This is a genomic window from Bordetella muralis (assembly GCF_054781015.1).
Map to the genome: position 1 here is coordinate 119,069 of NZ_BAAGVF010000002.1, position 17,865 is coordinate 136,933.

Below are 17,865 nucleotides of genomic sequence, written 5' to 3' on the forward strand. Positions count from 1 at the left end.
ACCTGGGAAACGTCAGCCAGCACTCGTTTCCCAGGATGAGGCGGGCTCAGTTTTCCGGGTCAATGCGCGATGTGCCTGCTTGCGCAAAATTGCGTTCCAGTACATCCAGTGCATGTGTCAGCGCCTGGATGTCTTCGTCGGATAAGCCTTGCAACGCGTCCTCAAAGAACGCTTCCCGTCGAGGCAGCGCGTCGTCGACCACCGCGTGGCCAGCCGGCGTCAGCGAAGCATTGGTGACCCGGTTGTCATTCTGATCCGCGCTGCGAGTGACCCAGCCTTGCTGTTGCATGGCTTGCAGCAAACGGGTCAGCGAAGCCGGGTCCAGCCGGCATTGTTCAGCGAGCATTTTTTGCGAACACTGGCCATGTTCATGCAGCGTGAACAAAATGCGCCAACGCGGTAAAGCATGCCCCACCCGGCCGCTGAAAGCGGCCTGCATGGAGCGATAGGCTTGGCCCAGATGCTGGATGACTTGCAGCCCTTGGAGTTGTTTCGGCAAAGTGAGGTCTCCTCGCGCAGAGGCCGGAAAGCAATGAGTTGAGACAGATTGTGCCAGGAAACGTCAGGTCGCCGTTAACGGGGCCGTCTGTTCCGGTCCGAACTGGGCTACCGTGCGCGCCAGCTCATCATGCCAACGGGCTTTTTGCTCGTCGGATACAAAGCTGGCGTCAAAGCTGTTTTTCGCTAACTGCACGGCGTGGCTGGCGCCCAGTTGAGGTAGCGCCTCGAACGTTTCTACAAAATTCTGATTGAGGTAACCGCCGAAATAAGCCGGATCATCCGAGTTCACCGTCACGCATAAACCTGCGTCCAGCAGTGCCGCCATATTGTGAGCGGCCATCGTATCGAAGACACACAGCTTGATATTGGACAGCGGGCAGACGGTCAACGGAATACGTTCGCGGGCCAGGCGTTCAACCAGCAGCGGGTCCTCGACACAGCGCACGCCATGATCGACACGTTCCGCGCCCAGCAGATCCAGCGCGTCGCGGATGTAATCGGCCGGGCCTTCCTCACCGGCGTGCGCCACGATACGCAAACCCAGTTCGCGGCATCGGGCAAACACACGGGCGAATTTTTCCGGCGGATTGCCGCGTTCGCTGCTATCGAGCCCAATGCCGATAAAGTGCTCACGATAGGGCAGCGCCTGCTCTAGCGTGTCGAACGCGTCGGCCTCGCTCAGATGGCGCAGGAAACACAGGATCAGCGCGCTGCTGATGCCCAGCTCCTCGCGCGCGGTATCGCAGGCGCGCGTCAGGCCGCGGATCACCGTTCCTATCGGAACGCCGCGCGCGGTATGGGTTTGCGGATCAAAAAACAGCTCGGCGTGTACGATGCGATCTGCGGCGGCGCGATGAAAATACGCCATCGCCATGTCACAGAAATCCTGTTCATGCAGCAGGACGCCCGCCCCGGCGTAATAGATATCCAGAAAGCTCTGCAGGTCGGTAAAGGCATAGGCGGCGCGCAGCGCCTCGATGCCGTCATAGGGCAGGGTCACGCCATTTCGCTGCGCCAGGGCAAAGATCAATTCGGGTTCCAACGTGCCTTCGATGTGCACGTGGAGCTCGGCCTTGGGCATGGTGCGCAGCAATTCGAACAGCTGCTCGCGGGGAAAATCAGTAAGTATGTGCATATTAAGAGCCGTATTTATCAGTAAGTTAGCTCAGATTCCGGTCCCTGGTTTGTTACCATAGCGGCACGCCGCTGGCTCGAAGCGGCTGGAATCGCCCCATACCATACCGGATTCGGGCGATTACCCCTATTATTCCCAGTCGAGGTACCCGCGGGGCGGCGATGAAAACGTGGTTTAAGCGCATAGTGATTGGCCTGGTAGTGTTGGTTCTTGTGGCCGTCGTCGGCCTGGCCATCTTTTTGCTCACGTTCGACCCCAACGCGTACAAGTACAAGTTGGAAGAGATCGTCCAGGAGCGTTACCACCGTACGTTGGCGATTGACGGCGATATCGAGCTGTCGCTGTTTCCGCGTATTGGATTGGCAGTTCAGGGCGTGTCCCTGTCGGAAGTCAACAATTCCGAGACCTTTGCCTCGATCGAGAGCATGCGCCTGGCAGTCGCAGTCTGGCCCTTGCTGTCGAGCAATCTCGTGGTGGACCATGTCACCATCAATGGTTTCAAAGTCCGCGCCGTGCGCGACAAAAATGGCCATCTGAACTTCGAGGACCTGGTCGGTGGCGGCATCATGTCCACCGACAAGCCCCGCGGCCCCGCCGAGGCGACTGTCGGCGCGATGGCCGGGGCGGCGCAGGCGCTCACCACGGGGGGCGCATCGGCACCCGCCACGATGCAGATCGATATCGCCGGCCTGGACCTGCAATCGGGCGAATTGCAGCTCCAGGACGAAATCTCCGGCATGGCCGTGGCCGTGACCAATCTGACGGCCAACACCGGCCGCGTGACCTACAAACAGCCGTTTGACGTCACCTTGTCGGCCCGCGTCGAGGGTGGCAATCCTCGCATGGACGCCAACCTGACGGGCCAGGGCTTGTTGATGCTGGACCCGCTGGCCAGGCGTTTTGCGGCGCAAAAGCTCGATATGCGCATGGACGGCAATGTGCTGGGCGCCGAGGCCAAGAGCCTGAGCGCCCGCGGCAATCTCGCTTTCAACGGCCAGACCTCGTCCGTGGACGTCAGCGGGCTGGAGATCCTGTTCCAGGGGAACGTGCCGGATCAGCCCTCCCCAATGAAAAACGTCGAAGCCAGCGTGACCATTCCGAAGCTCGCGATGGATCCGCACAAACTAGAACTGCAGCTGGACAAACTCGCCGTGCGCGCCAAGGGCGCCTTGCCCGGTGGGCCATTCGAGCTGGCCGCCGACGCTCCGGGGCTGAATATCTCGCCCTCCGAGGCGACCGGCCAGGCGCTGACGGGGCGGGTTCGCCTGCAGGGCCTGGACGCCAGCTTTGGCTTGAACGGCATCAGCGGCAATGCCAGCGAGCTGGACATCAAGGAAGTCAAATTCGACAGCACGCTGACCAAAGGCGAACGCGTCATCAAGGCCGCATTCAGCTCGCCCGCGACGTTCAATCTCTGGCAGCGCGCCATCAGCCTGCTGACCTTGCGAGGCGAATTCAACATTACCGACCCGGGCCTGCCCAAAGGCAGCCTGCAGATCCCCGTCATCGGCAGCATGAACGCCAACCTGCAAAAAGACCAGGCGGGCGCCAAGATCAACGCGGTTCTAGAGGGTGGGAAATTCGACCTGACGGCCGATGTCAAGCAACTGTCTGCCGTGCCCGACATCACATTCGCCCTGGCGGTCGATACGCTCGACCTCGACAAATTGGCACCTCCGGTCGGGCCGCCTGCGCCCAAGGCTCCCGCCGGTGATGGCAAGCAAGACGATCCCGAGAAAAAGCCCGAGACCGCCCCGCCTGCCGAGGCGCCAGCGGCTACCGACGGTTCGATTGATTTGTCTGCGCTGGTGGGCCCCACGGCAAACGGTACGGTCAAGATCGGCCAACTGGTCGTTCGCGGCCTGAAAGCCAGCGACTTGACGTCCAAGATCAAACTCGAAAAGGGCAAACTCGATATCTCGGCACTGGCAGCCTCGTTGTACGACGGCAAGCTTGCGGGCACGCTGTCCGTCGATGCTGCCAACAGCAATCAGATCGCTACCAAAATGACCTTGGCTGGCATCTCGATCGGGCCCTTGCTGACCGATCTGATGAAAAAATCGGTCTTGACCGGCACAGGCAGTCTCGCCCTGGATCTGAAGACCGCCGGTTCGAATTCCTATGCATTGACCACCGGCCTGAACGGCAGCATGCAACTGCGGTTGCGTGATGGCGCCGTCACCGGCATCAACGTGGCGCAGACATTGCGCGACATCAAGGCTTCCTTTACCGGTGCCGAGCAGGACGCTGCGTTGCCCGCCGATCAGGCACGCAGCACCGATTTCACCTCACTCGAGGCGGACCTGGTCTTCGTAAAAGGTATCGCTACGGCGAAACGCCTGGACATGGCATCGCCCCTGTTGCGTGTGTCTCAGGGTGATCCCGCAGCGATCGATTTCGTCCAGAACATATTGAATTTTGTCGCCAAAGTGCGTGTGGTCAACACCTCCACCGGCCAGGACGGCAAAGACCTCGAGGAACTGAAGGGCATCACTATTCCGGTGCTGATCAGCGGTCCGTTCGACAAGCCCGTCTACACCGTGCAATGGCGCGGCGTAGCGACCGAAGCCCTCAAAAAAGGCCTGGAAAAACGCCTGAAAGACGCCCTCCAGGATGAAAACGTCGCGCCTAAAATCGATAAAGCACTCAAGGGAATCCTAGGTAAATGAGCACATCCGCTTTTCAGCCCATCGCCGAATGCGGCGTCACTGCTCAATCCCAGGCCCAGGATTATCACAAGCGCTGGCTGATCTCCAACGATGCCGGCACGTGGTTGAATCGCGCTCTCTGTCCGCGGCTGGCCGAGATCAGCGTCGAATTGCGCTTGGGCTATCTGGTCATGAAAGCCCCCGGGATGTTGCGCCTGGACATTCCGCTTGATGTCATCGAGGACGATGACAGCGTGCGCTATCAGATCCGCCTCGGCGATCAGACCGTGGATGTGGTGGACGAAGGTGAGCTGGCCGCAGCCTGGGTATCCAATTTCCTGCAGATCCCGTGCCGGTTGCTAAAAGTGCATCCCGAGATGGAGGCGGTGCACTGGCCTGCCTGATGGGGTTGCTGCTTTAACGGCGCGTCCCGCAGCAGGCCGCGTGATCGCGAGAATGTATTGCGCCCAACTGCGCCGTGCGCGCGTCACACGGTATGCCGGATAGCGTGGGCGTTGCTCAACGCCGCTTGTATTCAAACACCCAATGCGCAATCAGGCCTGCGACCAGACCCCAAAAGGCTGACCCGATTCCCCAGGCGCTGAATCCCGACGCCGTGGCCAATAGCGTGATCAATGCGGCTTCGCGACGCGCCGGATTCGCCATGGCGTTGGCCATCCCGCCCAAAATCGCACCCAGCAAGGCGAGGCCCGCCAATGCAGCGATCAAGGCTGCGGGCAGCGCCTGAAAGAACACCGCCACCGCGCCCGCCACCACACTCAGCAAGATATAAAACACGCCGTAGGCAACGCCGGCAATATAGCGGCGCGAGGATTCTGGATGGGTCTCGGGACCAGTACAAATCGCCGCCGTGATCGCCGCCAACGTCACACCGTGCGATCCGAAGGGCGCCGCCAACAGGCTCAGCAAACCGGTAGCCCCCACCAACCGAGAGGCCGCGGGCCGATATCCGGACGCCTGCAAAATCGCCAGGCCAGGCAGATTCTGCGAGGCCAATGCCACCACAAAGAGCGGAATCCCCAGGCTGATGGCGATCTGCCAGCTAAAGGCCGGTGTCGTCCAGACGAACTGCGTCAGTTGCCAGTCCACATTGCCGAGCTGCAACTGACCTGCCGCCGCCGCAACCACCAAGCCCACCACCATGACAGCCATGATCGCGTAGCGAGGCATCCAGCGTTTGCTCAGCAAATAGGCAGCACACATCGCCAGAATCAGCGCCGGTTGCTTGCTGAGATGCGTAAAAATCCCGAAGCCAAAATTCAGCAGTACGCCTGCCAGCATCGCACTGGCGATTTCGGCCGGCACGCGCCGCATGATGGGATCAATCCAGCCAAACAGGCCGCATGCCAGCGTCAACGCCGAGGCCAGCACAAAGGCCCCCACAGCCTGATCAAACGGCACCCCAACTAATGCGGTGACCAATAGCGCCGCGCCCGGCGTGGACCAGGCCAGCACAATAGGCATGCGGCTGCGCAGGCTCATCACCAATCCGCCCACGCCAACCGCCAGGCAAATCGAGGCCAGCCAGGAACCGATATGCGCAGCATCCAGCCCTGCACTGTGCCCGGCCTGCACAATCAGCACCGCTGTGCCGCCAAAACCCACCAGGACAGCCACAAAGCCGGCCACAATGGCCGAGAGGGAAAAATCTCGCGCAGGGGGATTGCGCGGCGTCACAGAGACAGTGGCGTCGGAGGCGTTCACGCGGCGGATTTTGTCAGGCGATAGTATTTGGCCATGAGGGCTTCCTGCCCTTCGTGCCACTGGGGATGCAATTCAATGCATTCAACCGGGCACACGACCTTGCACTGCGGTTCGTCATGATGCCCCACGCATTCCGTGCACCGGCCCGGGTCGATGACGTAATAATCCTCGCCCATCGAGATGGCCTCGTTGGGGCATTGCGGCTCGCAGACGTCGCAATTAATGCATTCTTCGGTGATCGTTAAAGCCATGACAGAGGGCGAATCGGCGCAGATGAGCAGAATATAACCATTGTACGCCCGCCGCGCATGAGGACCGGTGGCAGCAAGCGATGCGCTCCAGGATGTACGGGGTTCATAAGCCCCATACGTGGGTGCTGCCGATGCTGAGTATGGATCCGTTATGCGTTGAGGCCATTCGTCCGCCGTACGCGAGCTTTCGCCGCGCTTGCACCGCGTCAGCAGTGCAAGCGCGCCGGACAGGATATCTGTTGGCGGCGAGTCATCTTGCGTGTTGACTGAACGATCGCCAGATCAGACCGCTGCTCGTGAGGCATCCCGCATTATGCGGTCGGCGTCCCACCAGCGGCCGGCCAGGACTGCTCGCGGTGTTCCTTGGCCTTGGCTTGCAGCCAGCGTTCGACCGATGGGAATACGAACTTGCTGACATCACCGCCCAGTTGAGCGATTTCACGCACAATCGTGCCCGAGATGAACTGGTACTGATCCGACGGCGTCATGAACATCGTTTCGACTTCGGGCAGCAGGTGACGATTCATGCCAGCCATCTGAAACTCGTACTCGAAATCAGACACCGCGCGCAGGCCGCGCACGATCACACGGCCATTTTGCTCGCGCACAAAGTCCTTGAGCAGCCCGGCGAAGCTGCGGACCTCGACGTTCGGATAATGTCCCAGGACTTCCTGGGCGATTTCTACGCGTTCGTCGACGCTGAAGAACGGTTTTTTGTTGCGGCTGTGCGCGATGCCCACGACGACTTTGTCGAACAGGGCGGCAGCGCGGCGCACCAGATCCTCGTGGCCGCGGGTTAGCGGGTCAAACGTGCCGGGGTAGACAGCGGTAATCATGGGGGCTCCGTATCCTCGTAACTTGCTTAAACCTTCCTCCGAACTGCGGATTATTGATCTATTTCTGCATTGCAGCAAATTGCACCAGTCCGTAGTGCACCGCCCCGGCCCGATCCTGACGCAATACCTCGAACTCGTCAGGGGGGGCCAGCACAGCCTCGGACTCTACGTAAACCAAGCCATCTTCGGCCAAAATGCCGGGTAATAATGGCCATAAACGGGGCAACCAGTCCTGATTGAACGGCGGGTCCAACAAAATCAGATCGAACCGCGACGCGTCCATACGCTGGACAACTTGTAGTGCCTCGCCTGCGTGAATGCGCACCGCGTCTGCCTTGAGCTTGTCGCGCAATGCCCGCAGCGCAGCAATGGCCGTACGGTCATTTTCGACCATTTGCACCTGCGTGGCGCCGCGCGACGCCGCCTCGAACCCCAGGGCGCCGCTGCCGGCGAACAAGTCCAGCACCCGTTTACCGGTGTAGTTTCCATCCCACAAATGGGTCAGCCAGTTAAACAGCGTTTCCCGCACGCGGTCTGGCGTGGGGCGCAGGCCCGGCACATCGGGCACGGCGATAGGCGTGCGCCGGTATTGTCCGGCAACGATACGGATGGGCTTATTGCCCGTATTTGGTTTTTTCAAGAAAGCGAACCTCCAGCGCGAATATAGCAGCCGGGTAGGGGAGTCGTGCTGCTGCACTGCGGGGAACGGAATATACTTTCACCCATGTTCCGTTTCTTCAAGAAAAAATCTCCGCCGCCTGCCGCGCCGGTGCAGCCCGACGCTGCCCCGCCCGCAGACGAGCCGCGCCTGGCCGACGAGCCCGCGCCCCAGCAGACCCCGGCCGAGCCTCCTGCTGTTCCTTCCTTGCCCGTTGCGCGTGCCAACGAGGCCACCAGAGACCAAGCGCCTGAACCCGGCGGTCACGCAGGCGATACGCCGTCCGCGGCGCCCGCGCCGGCCGAGCGTCCGCCCAGCGAGCCTGCGCCGGTGGCTTCGGCCCCCGCGCCGACCCACGCAGGCAGATCGTCCATGGCCGGTGCGCTCGCGGCCAGCTCGGTGACGACCCGGCCTGCTGCAGCGCCGGAAACCCGTCCCCCTGCTACACCAGCCAGCGCACCTGCATCCGCGCCACCAGCAGCACCGGTAGCGACGGCATCGCCGCAGTCGCCAGAGACTGCACCGGCCAGCGCGCCAGCATCCGCGCCACCAGCAGCACCGGTAGCGACGACGTCGCCGCAGTCACCAGAGGCTGCAGCGGCTGGCGCTCCTACGTCTGCACCGCCAGCATCAGTGGCGCCCGTGCCGGCGCAATCACCGGCGACTGCACCGGTCAACGCTTCTGCATCCGCGTGGCCAGCGGCGCCCGTAGCGACCACGTCGCCGGACTCCCCAGAGGCCGCACCGTCTAGCGCTCCTGCGCCTGCTCCTTCAGCGCCGCCCGTAGCGGCAGCACCGGCGCCTGCGTCGGTTTCGTCCAACACGCCTGCGCCAGCACCGGCACAAGCGTCAGCGTCTACATCGGCCACCGTTGCGACTTCTGCCCCAGCGTCGCCCGTAGCGACAACGCCGCCGCAAGCACCTGCCGCCGCAGCGCCTGCACCATCCACGCCGCCCGCCGAGCCCCCGGCCAAGAAAACCTCGTGGCTAGGCCGCCTCAAACAGGGCTTGGCACGCACGGGGCAAAGCCTGGGCGGCCTGTTTGTCGGCGTCAAAGTCGACGAAAACCTGTTCGAGGAACTCGAGTCCGCGCTGATCATGGCCGATGCCGGGCTGGAGGCGACCGAAAAACTCCTCACCGCACTGCGTGCCCGCGTACGCAAAGAACGCATCGAAGACCCGGCCCAAGTCAAAATCGCATTGCGCGCTTTGCTGGCCGATCATCTGCGCCCACTGGAGCGTACCTTTGACCTGCAAAAGGCCAAGCCGCTCGTCGTCATGATCGCTGGCGTCAACGGCGCAGGCAAAACCACCTCCATCGGCAAGCTGGCCCATACCTTCCAGCGCCAAGGCGCGAGCGTACTGTTGGCCGCGGGCGATACCTTCCGCGCCGCCGCGCGCGAGCAATTGATCGAATGGGGCAGCCGCAATAACGTCAGCGTCATTGCCCAAGAGGGCGGTGATCCCGCCGCCGTGGCATACGACGCCGTCAACGCTGGCCGCGCACGCGGCACAGGCGTGGTCATGGTCGATACCGCTGGCCGCCTGCCCACGCAGTTGCACCTGATGGAAGAGCTGAAAAAGATCCGTCGCGTCATTGGCAAAGCCGACAGCGCCGCCCCTCACGAAGTCCTGCTCGTGGTCGACGGCAACACCGGCCAAAACGTGCTGGCGCAAATCCGCGCCTTTGACGCCGCCATCAACCTGACGGGCCTGGTCGTCACCAAACTCGACGGCACCGCCAAGGGCGGCACGCTCGCCGCCGTTGCCGCAGGCAGCAACGGCGTGCGTCCGATCCCGGTTTACTGGATCGGCGTAGGCGAGGGCATGGAAGACCTGCAGCCTTTCGTCGCTGACGAGTTCGCTGGCGCGCTGTTGGCCGATTAAACGTCAGCGTCGCGTCCGCAACATCCCATGACACAGGGCCGCCGGTCTGCATCGACCGAGCGGCCCTGAAATTTTGACGCGATGCGGCCATCCCGCCGAAATCGCCTGACAGACCTTCTAATGAACAGACCCTCCGTATTACGGGAGGGTCTGTCAGCAATCAGGCGCCGGCTAGTCAACTGGCGACCTTCACGTCATTTCCAAAACGGCTTACTCGCCGCCAACTGATCGAATGCCGCTTGCGCTTCGACGGTCAGTTTTTCCAATCGAGCACTGATCCACCCCAACGCAAACCATGCTTGCGGATGCGTGCCAACGCAGGCCTGGTAATAATCTTTCGCCATTGCCAGATCGTTGATCTCACCCAACAGATCCTGCACCTGCGCCAACTGCTTGCGATAGCCGCGCAGCCGCACTTGCGGCAGCAGCGATTCCGCGAACGCCAGACCATAGCGCAGGCGTTTGCCGCGTTTGCGCAGATCATGGCGTGCCGGAATATCCAGCGCCGCAAAGTTCTTGCCTTGCTCGGCCACCTTGGTGTGCCAACGATGCAAACGCTTGGTCAGCAGCTTGCGCAACGTAGGCGGCTCGGTGTTCGACGTCATCGGAATAATCAGCGTAGGCGTTGCGGCAGCCGTGGGCGCAGTCCCATCCAGACTGAAACTCGGCTCGGGCGCAGCGTCAGAGGGCTCGGCCATCACAGGCAGGGCCGCCGGCGCTGGCGGCTGCACGTCCAGACTCCATTCCAGCGTATCCAGCAACCAGCCTTGAAAGGCCTTGCCCGACGCAATGCTCTGCGAATCCACATCCGGCGGCGGCACATCAAAATTGATGACCGGCATCCCGGCGCGTTGCAACACTGGCGTGACCGTTTCGTTCAACACATCCTGGTCGCGGTTTTGCCCAAACGCGGCAAATAGCGTACGCACGCCTTCCAACACGGGGGCGGGCGGTGGCGCAATCCAGCCGTCGAACAAACGCCAAACCGAACGCAAGCGACGCATGCCTACCCGCAACTGATGCACGTGTTCCGAGTTGCCGGCAGGATAGATCCCCAACGTATCCACCTCTGCCAACACAGCGGCGTTACGAGCAATCTGATCCAGACATTCTCCGGCGATGCGGCCCATCGCCTGAGGCGGCGTCATGCTGTCATCCAGCGATGCCGGCGCAGCGCCGCACGGCGCCCAAAAGCGCGCAATCGCTTTGCTGCGACGTTCTTGCAATGTATCGGCATCGCCCTTGGCATCCTGTTCCGCCAACTCGCGCGCCAGACCCGCGAGCGCATCGCCGCGTTCCGATTTACTGCGTGCATCCAGCACCAGGCCGTGACGCTGCTGCCAGCGGCGCGCTACCGAGAAAATAGCGGCAGGGCGGCCCGACACCAATTCAAATTCCAATTCCGAAATCGGCAGCTCCAGTGACGCGGCGCGCAACACGCCCGTGTCGTAGGCCAGCTCGATCGTGCCGTGGCGGCTGCGGACCTTGCGCAGCAGGCGCTGCACATCGGTCTCGTAGCGCAGGCCCAATTCGCCCTTCAGCGAGGACAGTGGACCTTCAAACTCGGTACCCGCATAGACCGACAAATCCAGTACCGGACCTGGGCGGGGATGATTGATCTCGACCCGTGTGATGGCATCCGCGCCAGGCATCTTGAGCGTCTGCACCCAATCCCGGCCCTCTTTGCGCAGCCGCAACGCAATACGCGCACGGGCCAATTCTCGGGTCGGAGTATCAAAATACAGGGCATGCAGCCGGATGCGCGTGGCGTCCTGTTGGCGGACCTCTTGTAAAACTGCCCGGCGCGCAGCGGCGGGGACGTGCAACTTCAATTCTTGTTCTGACATGGTCCGCGATCAGTACTTTGGGAATCGGGCATGTTACCTAACGCGACCTGAATTTTGATGACATGTCATAAATAATTCATCAATCGGCGCGAGCACTCTGTTTTCACCCAACGCAACGCAGTGGTTTGCCGCGATGGCCGTCCCTACCGTTGTTCAACTCGTCTGCGCAGGATTTTCAGTAAATTGACATATCGCTAAATTCCGATATAATCATCTCATGGACTTACTCGAAATATTCAAAGCCCTCTCGAACCGCACTCGTCTTGAGATCGTGCAGCGGTTAAAGGACCCCGTAAAGAACTTCCCCCCGCAGGACGAAGGGGACGTTCATACGGTAGGGGTCTGTGTCAGCAGTATCCAAGAGGGCATTGGTCTTTCGCAGTCCACGGTCTCTGACTATCTTGCCACTCTGCAAAGAGCTGGCTTGGTTGAAGTCCAACGCATTGGTCAGTGGACCTATTACAAGCGAAACGAAGAAGCCATCAGTACCCTCGCCGAACTCATCGGCAAAGACCTTTAAAAATTTTTATCCTTAAATATCGAAAAATCCCGATATCCCTTTTTATCGAAGTGAGATTCCAATGAAAGCAATCATCCTCAACACTTTTGGCGGTCCAGACGCATTTGAACTTGGTGAAGTGCCCAAACCAGTACCGGGGGCAGGGCAAGTGCTGGTTCGGGTTCACGCGACTTCCATCAACCCCTTGGACTATCAGGTCCGGCGCGGCGACTATCCCAGCCTGGTGCCACTGCCGGCCATTACCGGACACGATGTTTCCGGCGTGGTCGAAGAAATCGGAGCCGGTGTGACAGCCTTCGCCCCAGGCGACGAGGTTTGGTATACGCCACAGATCTTCGATGGTTCAGGCAGCTATGCCGAATACCACGTTGCTGCTGAAAACATCATCGCGAAGAAACCTGCTTCACTCAGTCACCTGGAAGCCGCGAGCCTGAGCCTCGTCGGAGGAACAGCATGGGAAGCGCTCGTCGTGCGCGCCGGACTACGCGTCGGGGAAAGCATTTTGGTGCATGGCGGAGCAGGAGGCGTAGGGCATGTGGCCATTCAACTGGCGAAGTCCATCGGTGCCAGAGTAATAACGACTGTGCGCGAGGAAAACTTCGAGTTCGCACGCCGCATGGGAGCCGACGTCGTCATCGACTACACGAACGAAGACTACGTCGAGGCTGTCATGCGTGAAACAGCGGGCCAGGGCGTCGACGTCGTTTTCGATACTATCGGCGGCGACACGCTTTCCCGCAGTCCGGATGTGCTGGCACAGCTCGGCCGGCTCGTTTCGATTGTCGATATCGCGCAACCGCAAAACCTCATTAACGCCTGGGGCAAGAACGCGAGTTATCACTTCGTGTTCACCAGACAGAATCGTGGCAAGCTCAATGAACTGAGCGCGTTGGTTGAGCGCGGCCAACTGCGGCCTCATGTCGGGGCGACATACTCATTAGCCGACATTCCTCTCGCTCATGCTCGCCTCGAGAGTCCTGATAACGGACTGCGCGGAAAAATCGCTATTGCTGTCATTCCGTCAGCGAATACGGACTGAACGTGACCGAAACCCGGCGAGCGTAAAACTGATGGCGATCAAGCTAGCTGCTGCGGCAGCTAGCTTGATTCGTCGACTTTTATCATGACCGGTGCGCCACTCCACAATGCCGTGTCGCCAGAGAATATCCGCGCTGAATAATAGTTTTAATCGCGCTACAAAATCCGTTTACGGGCCTGCGTAATAATGACTTCCGCGACAATCACCACCGCGAAAATTGCCGCCAGCACCAACGCCACACGATCCCACTGGAACAGATTCAACGCCGTATCCAGCGCCATCCCGATCCCGCCTGCGCCTACCAGACCGAGCACCGCCGATTCGCGCACATTGATATCCCAACGCAGCAACACAATCGACCAGAACGCCGGCCGGATCTGCGGCCAATAGCCGTACCACAGCACAGCGCCCGAGCTCGCGCCAGTCGCCGTCAACGCCTCTACCGGACCGCGTTGGGCTTCCTCTATCGCCTCGCCCACGAGTTTGCCCACAAACCCGATAGACCGAAACGCAATCGCCAGCGTACCCGCCAGTGCTCCGGGCCCGAATATCGCGATAAACAGCAGTGCCCACACCAGCGAATTCACCGAACGGCTCGACACCAGAATCAACCGCGCGAACTGATTGATCAGCCGATTCGGCGTCAGGTTGTTCGCCGCCAACAATCCCACAGGCACCGCCAATATCACCGACAGAATCGTGCCCAGCGTGGCAATGTGCAGCGTCTCCATCAACGCGCCATGCACGCCCTCTGGGTAATACGCCCAGTCGATCGGCCACATCCGGCCAAGCAGATCAGCCATCTGCTCCGGCGCGTCATACAGAAACTCGGGGATGACCTCGACGCTGCGCAGCGCTTGCACAATCGCCGCCACCACCACCAGATACAACGCAAAGCGCAGCAGCCGCTGCCCCATCGTGTACCGTTGCCATGTGCGCGGATACTCGCTCACCGTCAAACTCGTTGCGGAGGTATTCATGCATCCTCCTGCTGATTCAGCGGCTTTTTGCCCAACCCACGCGCCGCGCTAAAGCGACGTTGCAAAATCGTATCGAATCCCAAATTGTCCAAGAACACCGCACGCACAAACCGCGCCAGCACCTCGCCTATCATGATGATCACAATCAACGTAATCAAAATCGCCGCGACAAAGTCATAATCAAAACGTTGGAACGCCGAGAACAACGTCCCGCCGATCCCGCCTGCGCCCACGATCCCGACCATCGTCGAATTACGTAAATTCGAATCGAACTGATACGTCGCAAAACCAATAAAACGCGCAAACACCTGCGGCAGCACGCCAAACAAAATCACATTGGCAAACGACGCACCTGTCGCGCGTACCGCCTCGACCTGCTTGAGCGAGATCTCTTCGATAGACTCGGTAAAGAGCTTTCCAATAAACCCCACCGACGCCACCGCCAACGCCAAAATCCCCGCCAGCGCCCCAAAGCCCACGGCCTTGACGAACAAGATCGCCACAATCACCGGATGCAGCGAACGGCACAACGCCACGATGGCGCGGGCGGGCCAAGACGCCCACGACGGCATCAAATTTCGCGCACCCAACAACCCGATCGGCAAGGCAATGATGATCCCCAACACCGACGCCAACACCGCGATTTCCAGGCTTTCTGCGAGCCCTTGCCACAGCGTGTCAGGCTGTTGAATATGCGGAGGAAACATCCGCCCCAACAACGTCGCCGCATGGCCCAAGCCATTGTGAAAGCGTTCCAGACTGAAATCCAGTTGTCCCGCCGCATACAGCGCATACAAAAAAATCAGCAAAGCACTGAGCTTTGCCTGCCAAGACATCGCAAACGGACGGCGCTTTACTCCAGCCACGACTCGCCTCCGTAGATCGCCTTCAGCGTCGCGGTATCCAGGCCCTGGCCATCACCGTCATACACCACATGGCCGCCTGACATCCCCACGATACGGTTGGCATAACGCCGCGCCAACTCGACATCGTGAATATTCACCAGCACCGGGATGCCACTGGCATTGCCTTGTTCGGCCAACAGCTCCATGATCTCGACCGAGGTCTTCGGGTCCAACGACGATGTCGGCTCGTCGGCCAACAGCAACTGCGGCCGCTGCATCAACGCCCGCGCAATCCCCACGCGTTGCCGTTGTCCACCAGACAACGCATCGGCGCGTTGATCCCCAAAACCGCCCAGCCCCACGATATCCAGCAGCTGATAGGCCCGCTCGATATCATCCGGTTCGAACCGGCGCATCCAGGCCTTTAGCGCACTGCTATAGCCCAGACGCCCCGTCAGCAGGTTTTCCATCACCGTCAGGCGCTCGACCAGGTTGTATTCCTGGAACACCATGCCGATCCGGCGCCGCGCCTGGCGCAGCGCCGTGCCACGAATGCCGGCCAGATTCACCGTGCCCGCATCCGTCTGCAGCACGATCTCGCCGCGCGTCGGATCGATCAGCCGATTGATACAACGCAACAGCGTGCTCTTGCCCGTGCCTGACGGCCCGATGATGGCCGTCAGCCCCTGACCCTGCACATGCAGGTCGATGCCTTTCAGGACGGGTTGGCCGGCCCGGTATTCCTTGACCAGGCCGGTAATGCGTAAAGACGTGGACATGCTTACTGCTTACCTTTGCTTTTTGCGGCTTCTTTATCGTAGGCGGCGCGGTTAAAGCTCTCGCCACCGGCTTCGGCGACCTGGCGCACGATGGCCCAGTCTTTCTGGTACGTGACCGGATAGAAACGATCCGCGTCATCGAACGCCTTTTTCATTTCATCGGGGAACCGATAGTCGTAGAAGCACTTCAGCATCTTGTCGCGGAATGCCGGTTCCAGATCATGCGCGTACGAAAATGACGAGGTCGGGAATTTCTCGCTGGTGTAGATGATGCGGAAGTCGTCTTCCTTGATCTGGCCACGTTGCGCCATGCGATGGAACACATCCGACGCGACCGCGGCGGCGTCATAGTCGCCCGAGTTCACGCCCATCACGGACTGATCATGCTTGCCGGAGAAAATGACCTTGTAGTCCTTGTCCGGCGTCAGGCCTTCCTTGGGGAACAGGGCGACCGGCGCCATGTGGCCCGAGTTCGACGACGGCGAGGTGTGGGCGAGTTTCTTGCCCTTTAGATCCGACAGCTTTTGATAGGGGCTGTCTTTCTTGACGATGACAATCAGGTTATAGCCCTGGAAGCCATCGGCGTAGCCCTTGACGGCAAAGGGTACGGCGCCTGCGATGTTCACGGCGAATGCGGTGGGGCCCGTCGAAAAACCGCCTACGTGCAGGCGTCCCGAGCGCATGGCTTCGATTTCGGCGGCGTTGCTTTGCACTTGATAGAACACCACGCGCTTGCCCGTGCACTCGGCCAGGTAGTCGGTGAACGGCTTGAAGATATTCGCGTAGACCGCGGGGTCCTCGACCGGGGTGTAGGTGAACACCAGGGTGGATGGAGTCTTCTGTTTGGAAGCATCCGTGGGCGTGTCCGCGACGAGATCTTTATTCGCGTCGCAATACATTTGGTCGAGGTCGCCGCGGTTGGAGCAGGTGTCGGCATCCGCCGCGTAGGCGGCGTGAGTACCAAAGATCAAGGCCGCCGCGGCAGCCGTACGCAACAGGCGCAGAGCGTGCATGGTGTGTCTCCTGTGTATGTGTCTTGAAATATTGCTGTAGTGAGACATTCAAACACAAAAAAACGAACCTGATCAGCCGGGAAATCACCTACGTTTATTTGCGAAAATTGTTCGGGTGTTTTCGTTTTCTTCGGTTTTTGTTGTTTTGGGACGAGTGGGGTTGGAGTGAAGGAAATTACGGCCCGGCCACTCATGTAAATGGAGGTTCAGGGTAACTCCCTATTCGGATTTGAAATATTTAGATTCATTATTGGTAAAAAATTACAGTTAGTGCAGCGTGCTTTGGGAGGAGCTATGGCCGAGAGAGCCTTTGTTGGAGACAACGTTCGCTGCGTCGCCGCTCATGCGATATAGGTCGTCAAATACCTTTGCGTGGCTATGCGTCGTGATGTTTGCAGTGTTGCTTGGAAACTGTTCCAAGCAAAAAGCTGTGCCAACGCCGCCTGCGTCGAATTCGGTGAGTGCGACTTCCGCTCATGTTGCGTCCACTGTTGCGCCAGTCGTTGATCCATGGACGGTACAGGCTCCAGAGCCAGAGTTTTTTGTGCGGCCGGCGTCACTGAAGCAACGCGCATCACCCAATGGCACGGTGGTTGGAAGCCTAATGCGAGGGGTTTCAGTGAAAGTGTACGTGCGTCAGGGGGGCTGGGGGCGTATCACGCCGGATGGTGAGCCGGAACGTTGGGTATCAATGACGCATCTTTGTTCGGATAGGAATTGTGCTGTTTTGCAGAAAGATGCACCGAAGAAAAGCTCCGCGCAGCTACAACAAAGCACGCCCTCATCTCCTCGTATTAATCGCTTCACGTCAACGTATTCCGCAGGATGCCCTTGTTCATCCTCTAGCAATTGCATCGGGCCGAGAGGGGGCAGGTATTGCATCACGTCTGGAGGCAATAAGCGATATCGATAGGGATTTAGAAATTGAAATCGGCGACTTGCTATTAGAGAAAAAGAACCGAGGGAGTTAGTCCGGCCACGGTGAATTCAATTACGGACTATACATTTCACAGGAGAAGAAAATGTCGACTACCGGAGAGAAGCCGGGAAGAGGGACATACGTTTGTGTTAGCTGCGGGCAACGGATTTTTCTTGACGATAACTCTGATGTTTTGCCGCCATGCTCAAAATGTCATGGGACTGAGGAAATTGAGTCGTAGCTTTACTCTCGATAAGGATACCTGGACTCTGCATCCACCCC

General features: G+C 59.9%; 18 protein-coding genes. 7 read left to right on the top strand and 11 right to left on the bottom strand.

The window, feature by feature from the left end; genetic code table 11:
- Positions 1-46: 46 nt before the first annotated feature.
- Complete coding sequence (locus ACYVIT_RS02595; RefSeq protein ID WP_415805538.1) at positions 47-499, bottom strand: MarR family winged helix-turn-helix transcriptional regulator; 453 nt, start codon at positions 497-499, stop codon at positions 47-49.
- 63 nt (positions 500-562) lie between these two features.
- The gene (locus tag ACYVIT_RS02600) at positions 563-1,636 is read right to left on the bottom strand and encodes an adenosine deaminase (RefSeq protein WP_415805537.1); all 1,074 of its coding nucleotides are present in this window, start codon (positions 1,634-1,636) and stop codon (positions 563-565) included.
- A 161-nt stretch (positions 1,637-1,797) separates the two neighbouring features.
- Here ACYVIT_RS02600 and ACYVIT_RS02605 point away from each other — a divergent pair, with 161 nt between their 5' ends.
- On the top strand, positions 1,798-4,305 hold the full coding sequence (locus tag ACYVIT_RS02605) for an AsmA family protein (protein WP_415805536.1): 2,508 nt from the start codon (positions 1,798-1,800) through the stop codon (positions 4,303-4,305).
- On the top strand, positions 4,302-4,688 hold the full coding sequence (locus tag ACYVIT_RS02610) for an MOSC N-terminal beta barrel domain-containing protein (RefSeq protein ID WP_415805535.1): 387 nt from the start codon (positions 4,302-4,304) through the stop codon (positions 4,686-4,688). The genes ACYVIT_RS02605 and ACYVIT_RS02610 overlap by 4 nt, the downstream gene beginning before the upstream one ends.
- A gap of 115 nt (positions 4,689-4,803) precedes the next feature.
- Here the strand turns inward: ACYVIT_RS02610 and ACYVIT_RS02615 are convergent, their stop codons facing one another.
- The 4 genes from ACYVIT_RS02615 to rsmD all read right to left on the bottom strand — a co-directional run bounded on the left by ACYVIT_RS02615 (position 4,804) and on the right by rsmD (position 7,736).
- On the bottom strand, positions 4,804-6,009 hold the full coding sequence (locus ACYVIT_RS02615) for a benzoate/H(+) symporter BenE family transporter (RefSeq protein WP_415805534.1): 1,206 nt from the start codon (positions 6,007-6,009) through the stop codon (positions 4,804-4,806).
- Positions 6,006-6,260, bottom strand: coding sequence for a YfhL family 4Fe-4S dicluster ferredoxin (locus ACYVIT_RS02620; RefSeq protein WP_415805533.1), 255 nt, complete (start codon positions 6,258-6,260; stop codon positions 6,006-6,008). The genes ACYVIT_RS02615 and ACYVIT_RS02620 overlap by 4 nt, the downstream gene beginning before the upstream one ends.
- A 311-nt stretch (positions 6,261-6,571) precedes the next feature.
- On the bottom strand, positions 6,572-7,096 hold the full coding sequence (gene coaD, locus ACYVIT_RS02625) for a pantetheine-phosphate adenylyltransferase (RefSeq protein WP_415805532.1): 525 nt from the start codon (positions 7,094-7,096) through the stop codon (positions 6,572-6,574).
- 58 nt (positions 7,097-7,154) lie between these two features.
- Positions 7,155-7,736: a 16S rRNA (guanine(966)-N(2))-methyltransferase RsmD gene (gene rsmD / locus ACYVIT_RS02630; RefSeq protein ID WP_415805531.1), complete on the bottom strand. Its 582-nt coding sequence runs from the start codon at positions 7,734-7,736 to the stop codon at positions 7,155-7,157.
- Between the two features lie 651 nt (positions 7,737-8,387).
- Here rsmD and ftsY point away from each other — a divergent pair.
- The gene (gene ftsY / locus ACYVIT_RS02635) at positions 8,388-9,641 is read left to right on the top strand and encodes a signal recognition particle-docking protein FtsY (RefSeq protein ID WP_415805630.1); all 1,254 of its coding nucleotides are present in this window, start codon (positions 8,388-8,390) and stop codon (positions 9,639-9,641) included.
- A 194-nt stretch (positions 9,642-9,835) separates the two neighbouring features.
- Here ftsY and ACYVIT_RS02640 read toward each other — a convergent pair whose 3' ends face one another.
- Entirely contained in the window at positions 9,836-11,488 is a 1,653-nt protein-coding gene (locus ACYVIT_RS02640; protein WP_415805530.1) for a CYTH and CHAD domain-containing protein, read from the bottom strand.
- A gap of 217 nt (positions 11,489-11,705) precedes the next feature.
- Here ACYVIT_RS02640 and ACYVIT_RS02645 point away from each other — a divergent pair, with 217 nt between their 5' ends.
- Positions 11,706-12,008 carry an ArsR/SmtB family transcription factor gene (locus tag ACYVIT_RS02645; RefSeq protein ID WP_415805529.1) on the top strand — a complete coding sequence of 101 codons (303 nt, stop codon included), beginning with the start codon at positions 11,706-11,708 and terminating at the stop codon, positions 12,006-12,008.
- 61 nt (positions 12,009-12,069) lie between these two features.
- Positions 12,070-13,047, top strand: coding sequence for a zinc-dependent alcohol dehydrogenase family protein (locus ACYVIT_RS02650; protein WP_415805528.1), 978 nt, complete (start codon positions 12,070-12,072; stop codon positions 13,045-13,047).
- Positions 13,048-13,202: 155 nt separating this feature from the next.
- Here ACYVIT_RS02650 and phnE (ACYVIT_RS02655) read toward each other — a convergent pair whose 3' ends face one another.
- From phnE (ACYVIT_RS02655) to phnD, 4 genes are read right to left on the bottom strand one after another with little or no spacing between them, the layout of a single operon-like run.
- Complete coding sequence (gene phnE / locus ACYVIT_RS02655; RefSeq protein ID WP_415805527.1) at positions 13,203-14,027, bottom strand: phosphonate ABC transporter, permease protein PhnE; 825 nt, start codon at positions 14,025-14,027, stop codon at positions 13,203-13,205.
- A complete protein-coding gene (phnE, locus tag ACYVIT_RS02660) occupies positions 14,024-14,863 on the bottom strand; it encodes a phosphonate ABC transporter, permease protein PhnE (protein WP_415805629.1) in 840 nt (279 codons plus the stop codon). The genes phnE (ACYVIT_RS02655) and phnE (ACYVIT_RS02660) overlap by 4 nt, the downstream gene beginning before the upstream one ends.
- 17 nt (positions 14,864-14,880) lie before the next feature.
- Positions 14,881-15,651, bottom strand: coding sequence for a phosphonate ABC transporter ATP-binding protein (phnC, locus tag ACYVIT_RS02665; protein WP_415805526.1), 771 nt, complete (start codon positions 15,649-15,651; stop codon positions 14,881-14,883).
- Between the two features lie 2 nt (positions 15,652-15,653).
- Positions 15,654-16,664: a phosphate/phosphite/phosphonate ABC transporter substrate-binding protein gene (gene phnD, locus ACYVIT_RS02670; protein ID WP_415805525.1), complete on the bottom strand. Its 1,011-nt coding sequence runs from the start codon at positions 16,662-16,664 to the stop codon at positions 15,654-15,656.
- A gap of 388 nt (positions 16,665-17,052) precedes the next feature.
- Between phnD and ACYVIT_RS02675 the strand changes: the two genes are divergently transcribed.
- Together ACYVIT_RS02675 and ACYVIT_RS02680 are read left to right on the top strand one after the other, a co-directional pair.
- Complete coding sequence (locus ACYVIT_RS02675) at positions 17,053-17,577, top strand: SH3 domain-containing protein (RefSeq protein WP_460478159.1); 525 nt, start codon at positions 17,053-17,055, stop codon at positions 17,575-17,577.
- A 109-nt stretch (positions 17,578-17,686) separates the two neighbouring features.
- A complete protein-coding gene (locus ACYVIT_RS02680; RefSeq protein ID WP_415805524.1) occupies positions 17,687-17,824 on the top strand; it encodes a zinc ribbon-containing protein in 138 nt (45 codons plus the stop codon).
- The last annotated feature ends 41 nt before the right edge of the window (positions 17,825-17,865 follow it).